General features: G+C 60.2%; 6 protein-coding genes. 5 read left to right on the forward strand and 1 reads right to left on the reverse strand.

The window, feature by feature from the left end:
• Positions 1–17: 17 nt before the first annotated feature.
• The gene (locus PSTU_RS0117520; RefSeq protein ID WP_019342315.1) at positions 18–197 is read right to left on the reverse strand and encodes a hypothetical protein; all 180 of its coding nucleotides are present in this window, start codon (positions 195–197) and stop codon (positions 18–20) included.
• 335 nt (positions 198–532) lie between these two features.
• On the opposite strand from PSTU_RS0117520, the gene PSTU_RS0117525 reads away from it, so the two are divergent.
• The 5 genes from PSTU_RS0117525 (at position 533) to PSTU_RS0117545 (ending at position 8,317) form a co-directional block, all read left to right on the forward strand.
• A complete protein-coding gene (locus tag PSTU_RS0117525) occupies positions 533–2,875 on the forward strand; it encodes a glucose/quinate/shikimate family membrane-bound PQQ-dependent dehydrogenase (RefSeq protein WP_019342316.1) in 2,343 nt (780 codons plus the stop codon).
• A gap of 88 nt (positions 2,876–2,963) precedes the next feature.
• Entirely contained in the window at positions 2,964–3,800 is an 837-nt protein-coding gene (locus PSTU_RS0117530; protein ID WP_019342317.1) for a S1 RNA-binding domain-containing protein, read from the forward strand.
• Between the two features lie 576 nt (positions 3,801–4,376).
• Positions 4,377–5,540, forward strand: a complete 1,164-nt coding sequence (locus PSTU_RS0117535; RefSeq protein WP_019342318.1) for an outer membrane beta-barrel protein — start codon at positions 4,377–4,379, stop codon at positions 5,538–5,540.
• Between the two features lie 42 nt (positions 5,541–5,582).
• The gene (locus tag PSTU_RS0117540; RefSeq protein ID WP_019342319.1) at positions 5,583–6,116 is read left to right on the forward strand and encodes a polysaccharide biosynthesis/export family protein; all 534 of its coding nucleotides are present in this window, start codon (positions 5,583–5,585) and stop codon (positions 6,114–6,116) included.
• The gene (locus PSTU_RS0117545) at positions 6,116–8,317 is read left to right on the forward strand and encodes a GumC family protein (RefSeq protein ID WP_019342320.1); all 2,202 of its coding nucleotides are present in this window, start codon (positions 6,116–6,118) and stop codon (positions 8,315–8,317) included. Before PSTU_RS0117540 ends, PSTU_RS0117545 begins: the two co-directional genes overlap by 1 nt.
• The last annotated feature ends 45 nt before the right edge of the window (positions 8,318–8,362 follow it).

Below are 8,362 nucleotides of genomic sequence, written 5' to 3' on the forward strand. Positions count from 1 at the left end.
GTTAGGTGTTGCGGCGGTTACTTCTTGCTGATGGTGATCTGGCGCGACGGGCCCTGGGTCTGGCCGCTGACCCCGTTCGGGATCTTTTGAACTTCGCCGCCAGCCTTGAGAAAGGCTGCCATCTGGCTCGCCAGTGATTCGCTGGTTTCGCTGGCGGGTTCGGGTTTGCGCTTGGCGGTGGTGGTCTTGGAGGCCATCGTCATCTGGTTCCTTTGGTCAGTCGAACCGGACATTATACAGATCTGCCTAATTTTTGTTCGATTTTCGCTGCGACTGCTTGTCCTTCGCCTGTACAGCCCGGCGCGCTTGCTTTGGCTGGGCAAGCTCGGCTGCAGGCTGAGCTGGACTCCGTTCCGCTTATCGACAGTTTTTGTAGCTGGCGGGGAGCATTCTCGTCGGCATCCGGTCCACTGATTTATCGGCTGACCCAGACGGTGCTCGTCGCTGCATTGGGCAATCGGTATGGGATGTTCGTAACAGGCAATTTGTTTCGCATCTCCCAAAGCCTTACAACAAGACGAAGGAGTGGAGTGTGGCGGTCACCATCAGTGCAATCCTGTGCATCATTCTCGGCCTGGTCCTGGCGGTGGGTGGTTGGAGAGTCATCGACCTTGGCGGTACCTGGTATTTCGCGATTCTCGCAATGGGTTTGCTCCTGACGGGCGCATTGCTATGGACTCGGCGTCGCGCCGCACTCTGGGTTTACGCCTTGGTCATGCTCGGTGCGCTGGGTTGGGCCATCTATGAAGTGGGCTTCGACTGGTGGCAGCTGGCCCCGCGTGCCAGCATCATCGGGCCGCTTGGTTTGTGGTTCCTGACACCTTGGATCGCCCAGCGACTGGGTTGGCAGCATTTCGGTGCGCGCGCATGGGGCGGTAGCGCCATTCCGCTGATGATCGCCGTGGCGCTCTGGGGTGCGACGGCTCTGCACGCCTTGAGCACCGATAGCAATGACATCAGAGGAATGCTTCCGCAACCCCTGGCTGCTGCACCGGCGGCCGAAGTGAACACCGCTGACAACGTGCCAGCCAGCGACTGGCATGCCTACGGCCGCACCCAGCACGGCACCCGCTATTCGCCGCTCGCACAGATCACGCCGGCCAACGTCGACCGGCTGGAGAAGGTGTGGCACTACCATACCGGCGATGTGCGTCGTCCAGATGATCCCAACGAGACCACTTACGAAGTCACGCCGCTGAAGATCGATGACAGCCTCTTCATCTGCACGCCGCACAACTTCGTGATCGCGTTGGATGCCGAGACAGGGGAAGAACGCTGGCGCTTCGATCCGCAGGTGCCGGACTCGACCAATCGGCAACACCTGACGTGTCGCGGTTTGTCTTATCACACCAGCGAGGCTCCGGTGCAAGGCCAGGCCTGTCAGCAGCAGTTGTTCATGCCCACTGCCGATGCGCGGCTGATCGCGCTGGATCCGGATACCGGCAAGGTCTGCGAATCATTCGGCGAAAACGGCGCGGTGAATCTGTGGAAGAACATGCCGAACGTGACGGAGGGCTTCTACTATTCCACTTCGCCACCGGTTGTCGCCAATGACTTGGTCATCGTCGGTGGCGCCGTCAACGACAACGTCTCGACCACCGAACCATCCGGCGTGATCCGCGCGTATGACGCCATCACCGGCGAGCTGAAGTGGAACTGGGACCCGGGTAATCCTGAGCAGACCGCGCCCATCGCGCCCGGCGAAACCTACAGCGAAAGCACACCGAACAGCTGGAGCATTTCCAGCGCCGATGAAGAGCTGGGGCTGGTGTTCGTGCCGCTGGGCAACCAGGTTCCGGATCAGTGGGGCGGAAACCGCAGCGAGAACAGCGAGCGTTTCTCGTCTTCCATAGTCGCGCTGGATCTGCAAACGGGGCAACTGCGCTGGGTGTTCCAGACCGTGCACCACGATCTCTGGGACATGGATGTGCCGGCGCAGCCGAGCCTTGTCGATATCCAGACCGAGTCAGGCATGGTCCCGGCACTCGTGCAGCCAACCAAGCAGGGTGACATCTATGTGCTGGATCGCCGTACGGGTGAACCGGTGCTGCCGGTGCGGGAGGTTCCTGCGCCACAGGGCGCCGCTGAGGGTGACTATGTTGCGCCTACGCAGCCCGTTTCAGCACTGTCGTACGAGCCGCCGAAACTGCAGGATTCCGACCTGTGGGGGGCGACATTCATTGACCAGATGATGTGCCACATCCAGTTCAATTCGTTACGTTACGAGGGGCGCTATACGCCGCCGTCGACGCAGGGCTCGTTGATCTATCCGGGCAATTTCGGCGTGTTCAACTGGGGCGGCGTGGCTGTCGATCCGGTACGACAGATGGTGTTCAGTGCGCCTTCCTATCTGCCCTTCGTCTCGAGGCTGATCCCTCGCGAAAACGACGAGAAGACCTATGTCTCAGACAGCGAGCCGCACCTTAACGAAAACTTCGGGGCTCCATTCGCAGTAGAACTGAAGCCGTTCGTCTCGCCGATCGGCCTGCCATGTACGGCGCCGCCGTGGGGGTACGTGGCCGGCGCAGACCTGCGTACGGGTAGAACCCATTGGCTGCGCAAGAACGGCACGGTGCGCGATCGGGCACCGGTGCCGTTGCCATTCGAAATGGGTGTGCCGAGCCTGGGTGGGCCGGTGATCACTGCGGGCGGTGTGGCGTTCCTCTCCAGTACGCTGGATTACTACGTGCGTGCCTATGACGTCACCACCGGCAAGCAGCTCTGGCGCGCGCGGTTGCCGGCCGGTGGACAGGCTACGCCGATGACCTACCAGAGCCGTTCGGGCCGGCAGATGGTTGTGGTCGTTGCAGGTGGTCACGGGTCGCTCGGCACCAAGGCCGGGGACTCGGTCATCGCCTACGCGTTGCCGCGATAAAACCAGCATCGCGTGCACTGAAGCGGTGCGCACGCGACAAGCGGGTGGCCTGCTAGAATCGCCGCCTTCGACCCAGAGGAATCGTTACATGGCCGCAATCGGGCGCTTCAACAGCCTGCAAATCGTCAAGCACACCGGTTTCGGCCTCTATCTGGATGGCGGTCCGGATGGCGAAATCCTGCTGCCCAACCGGTACGTTCCGAAAAACATGCCGACCGAGGTCGACGACTGGCTCAACGTCTTCATCTATCTCGACAGCGAAGACAAGCTCATCGCAACCACCGAGAAGCCCAAGGTACAGGTCGGTGAGTTCGCCAGTCTGAAGGTCGTCGAGATCAACCGGATCGGGCTGTTTCTCGACTGGGGCCTGCCCAAGGATTTGCTGCTACCGCATTCGGAAGAGAAGCGGCCGCTCAACGAGGGCGATTACTGTGTCGTTCACGTCTATCTCGACAAGCACACCCGCCGTATCACCGCTACGGCACGGTTGGACCGTTACCTCGACAAGACGCCGGCGCGCTACAAGGTTGGCGAGGCGGTCGACCTGTTGGTGGTCGAGCCTACCGATCTGGGGCATAAGGCGATCATCAACGGCAAGCATTGGGGGCTGATCCACAAGAACGAGGCCTTCAAGTTCCTGCGTGGCGGGATCCGTGAGAAAGGCTACATCAAGGAAATCCGCCCTGATGGCAAGATCAGCCTGAGCCTACAGCCCGTGGGCAGCGAGGCTGCCGACGCGTTGCAGGCGCTGATTCTGCAGAAATTGCAGGAAAATCAGGGCAGCCTGCCGGTCAGCGACAAGACTGCCGCAGACGAGATTGCACGCCTGTTCGGTGTCAGCAAGGGTAATTTCAAGAAAGCCATTGGCGGTCTGTACAAGCAAGGGCGCATCACTATCTATCCTGATCGTATCGAGCGCGCTTGAGCTGCTGCGCGGGCGATCCAGTCGCCCGCATCCTCCCTCTGGGCATTCTCTTGCCTGTCTGTTAGCTCAGCGTCCGCGCCAATGCGGATGGTTAGCGCCTCACCCGGGCATCGTTTCGGTCGCGTCTCGCCTGGGCCGTCAGCGACTGACCGCTCATCTTCGTCGATACCGTCCGACCTCACAGCATGGAACTCCGTGCCTTTGCGCCGGGTCCAGCAAACGATTGCTGTGAAGCGGCAAGACGGAGCCGCGCGTGCAGCAAGCGCTCAGTCGTTGCCAGGTTTCACCAGCGTGTGACCGATTGGCCGGACTTGGCGCGGCTTGCGGATGGCTCAATCTCGACAGGATGTTTCGCTCCAGGCGCCCGGGTCTGAGGCGGTAGCGTGCGACAGCCGGCCGTCATGCGGGCCGTTTCGAGAGAATTTGTTGACGCGCGAAAAGAGTCCCTCCGAGTGAATGTGCAACTGTCGGGGATATTTGCGGTCTGTTGCGTGTCTATGCCTCCTCACAGCAGCCAGGCGACGCGGCCAGAGGGTAGGTATGCACCACAATTTATCTCCGAGAAGGGATTCCATAATGAGGAAGATCACGCTTCCATGCTTACCGCTGCTGTGCCTTGCAGCGACTCAGAGCTGGGCGCAGGCCGAGCGCGAGCCCGCGTACATCCAATTGGGTGGATTCGAGTTCACCCCGACGCTGGTCTTGCGCGAAAGTTATGACGACAACTACCGCGGTCTGTCGGATAACGAGCAGGCATCCTGGGTTACCGGTATTAACCCCACGTTCGTATTGGGGACCGGCAATCGCAACAGTGAGTACGAACTCGAATACTCATTCAACAGCGATATCTTTCATTCGGACTCCGAAGCCAGCAATACAGACCACCATCTGCGGCTCAGAAGCGCAATGGAATTCACCTCTCGCCACCGTCTGACCTGGGGGCTTGCCTACCATCGGGTAGAAGAGACAGCTGACACCGAAACCAATTCCGAAAACGACAAGTACAGCACCGCCATCGCCCAGGCGGCTTATCGTTTCGGTGCCCGCACTGCTCGCAACCAGCTGGAATTCGGTACTAACTACGAGCAGCGCCGCTACCACAACAGCGGCAACATCAACGCGTCGGAAGAGCGCGACAGTTTGATGTTCAACTCCATCTGGTTTCACCGGCTGGGTTCCAGAACCCGTTCACTGGTCGAAGTTCGCCATACCGACCATGACTATAAGCTCTCCAGCGCCCTGCGCGACAGCACCAACGTGGCGCTGCTGGGCGGTGCAACCTGGGATGCGACCTCCAAGACCTCCGGCACATTCAAGCTGGGCGCCGAGCGCAAGGATTTCGACAGCGATCAGCGCGAAGACTTCACCAGCCCCATGTGGGAAGTCGGTGTCACCTACAAGCCGCGTAGCTATTCAGCGTTCACGATTAGTTCTCGCCGCGCCTTTGACGAAGGCGATGACGGGGCCAGCACCATCAACGACTGGACCACGATCGCGTCCTGGGATCACGAGTGGACGTCGCGCGTCTCGACCGAACTGCTTTATCGCTTCTCGGATCGCGAGTACGAAGGAATTAACCGGGACGACGAACGCACCGGCTATGGCGCTGGCGTGACCTGGTCACCGGATCGTTGGGTTGACGTGACCCTTTCCTACCTCAGGACGGAAAACGACTCCAGCCTGAGCTCGGAGACCTACGACCGTAACGTTTACCTGCTGAGCTTCGACCTGAGCCTTTGAGCCCAGGTAGGACATTAACCAGTGCCTAAGGAGGAGCCGCCGATGCGCATCCCGAACATGTTCAAATTCTTTTCACTGCTGTTGATGCTGGCATTCAGCGCTGGCGCTACCGCTGCGCAATACCAGTTGGGCTCGGGCGATGTCATTCGCATCAATGTGCATGGCGAGCCGGACCTGACATTCGAAGAAATCCGCCTGACTGACGCCGGTACGTTCACCTTCCCCTTCATCGGTGAGGTGGACGCCAATGGCAAAACCCCAGGCGAAGTTCGCAACCTCCTGGTCGAGAAGCTGAAGGATGGCTACCTGATCGATCCGCGCGTGTCGGTATCGGTTGCCAACTACCGCGAGTTCTACATCGCCGGTGAAGTGAAGCTTCCAGGCGGCTATCCGTTCCAGCCCGGCCTGACGCTCGATCGCGCGATCGCGCTGGCGGGCGGTTTGACCGAGCGTGCTTCGACCAAACGCATGACCATCCTGCGCGGCTCGGAAGGCAGTCGCGAGGAAGAGAAAGCCACCATGAACACCCTGGTTCGCCCAGGCGACACGATCAACATCGATGAAGGATTCTTCTGATGAATAGCCCAGTTCGCCCGGATCGACCATGGCAGCGCCCCGTTGGGCCTGCGGCTGATAGCGACTTCATAGATCTGAAGAAGATCTGGCATGCAATCTGGTCGCGTAAGTGGGGTATTGCCCTGCTCGTCGGAGTCGTTGCGGTATTAACCCTGCTCCTGCTATCGCGCATGACGCCCATCTACAAGGCTGTCGCTACGGTGCTCATCGAGTCCAAGGGCACGCCGGTGTTGTCGTTCCAGCCAACAACCGATACCCCCGTTGAGCTCAGCGAGTACCTGCAGACGCAGCTCAGCCTGATGCAAAGCCGTGGCGTTGCCGAGCGTGTGGTACGCGACTTGAACCTGACCGAGCATCCGGAGTTCGATCTGCGTCAGCAGCCGGGCCCGTTGCTCGACGTCGGTGGTCTTGTGGATACCCTGACAGGCGAGGAGCCCGAGCCGATCACTGAAGCCGAGGTCATGGATTACGCTACGCAGAAATTCATGGAGGTCACTTCGGTCTGGGTTGAGGGCAAGAGCCAGCTGGTTTATCTGTCGGTATCCATGGCCGACAGCCTGACCGCCGCGCAGGCCACGAACCGGTTGGCTCAGGCCTATATCGAGGCGCAGTTGGAAGCCAAGGTCGACATGTCGATGACGGCTGCCAGCTGGATGAATGAGCGCCTGGTTTCCCTGCGTGAAAACCTGCAGGCCTCGGAAGATCGCCTTCAGGAATATCTCGACGCGGAAGGGCTGGTCGATCTCGATGGCGTCGGGACCATCAGCGCCAACGAGCTGTCGCTGACCGGCGACCGCATGATCGATGCGCGTCGTGAGCGTGCCGAGGCTGAAAGCCAGTACCGTCAGGTCGAATCCATGCGCAGCCAGGGCTGGGAGCGTCTGGCCAGTGTGCCGGCTGTTCTGGGCCATCCGCTGATCCAGCAGTTCAAGGCCGACCAGGCCCATGCGCGGTCGCGCGTCGAAGATCTTTCGCGTCGCTACGGTAATCGACATCCCGCGATGGTATCTGCTCGATCTGATCTGAACGCCGCCACCGCCAGCCTGAAGCAGCAAGTCGAGCAGGTCGTTGCCAGCATCGAGCGCAACTATCAGTTGGCCGTGGCCAACGAAAATTCGTTGAAGGCGTCTTTCGACGAGAACAAGGGCCGGATTCAGGATATTTCCCGCAAAGAGTTCAAAGTGCGTGACCTGCAGCGTGAGGTCGAAAGTGATCGCGCGCTCTACGACACCTTCATGACCCGCCTGCAGGAAACTACCGCGACCTCGGACCTCAGCTCTACCAATGCTCGGGTAGTCGATGCAGCCATCCCTCCAACCGAAGCCAGCGCGCCAAACAAGAAGCTGATTCTGGTGGTGGCGTTGTTCCTGGCGCTGGTGCTGGGGATTGCTCAGGCGATCATCCGCGAGATCCTCGACAACACCTTCAAGAGCTCCGAAGAGGTTGAAACCAAACTGGGTCTGCCAGTGATGGGTATCGTGCCGCAGGTGCCGCGTAAGTTGCGCAAGGAAGTCAGCCATCTGTTCGAGCGCAGCGGTGATAAGCGCTTCTGCGAAGCGGTACGGACTATCCGCACCAACTTGCTGCTGACCGAGGCGAGCCAGCCCCGACAGGTACTGGTGATCACCTCGACTGCACCGGGCGAAGGCAAGAGTTCGGTATCGGCCAACCTCGCGTTTGCCATGGGCCAGCTGCATCGCGTGCTGTTGATCGATGCCGACTTGCGTCGCGCAACCCTCGACAAGGCGTTCGACTTCAAGCCGGGCACGCCGGGCCTAGTGAACCTGATTGGCGGTAACGCCAAGCTTGAGGAATGCATCCACACGGTTGGCAACGTGGACATGATCGCCGCCGGAGCGGTGCCGTCCAATCCGCTGGAATTGCTGTCTTCGCCACGCTTCGCCAAGCTGCTTGAGGTGGTCAAGGGTCGCTACGACCGCATCATCATCGACTCGCCGCCGAGCCAGGCGGTCAGCGATGCGGCGGTTCTCTCGACGCTCGCTGATGCGGTGATCTATGTCGTCAAGTCCGACAGCACGCTGATCCCGCACGTACAGAAAGGCGTGAGCCAGCTGCAGAACAGCAATGCACCGCTAACCGGCGTCGTGCTCAACCACGTCGATATCGAGAAAGCCAAGAAGAACGGTCAGTTCCGTGGCTACTACGACCATTACGGATACAGCGAGCCACAAACGGTGTGATCCGGCTCGTTTGATCCTTACCGGGGTGTGTCCAGCCATGTGGTG

Source organism: Stutzerimonas stutzeri SDM-LAC (genome assembly GCF_000235745.1).
GTDB classification, from domain to species: Bacteria; Pseudomonadota; Gammaproteobacteria; order Pseudomonadales; family Pseudomonadaceae; genus Stutzerimonas; species Stutzerimonas stutzeri_H.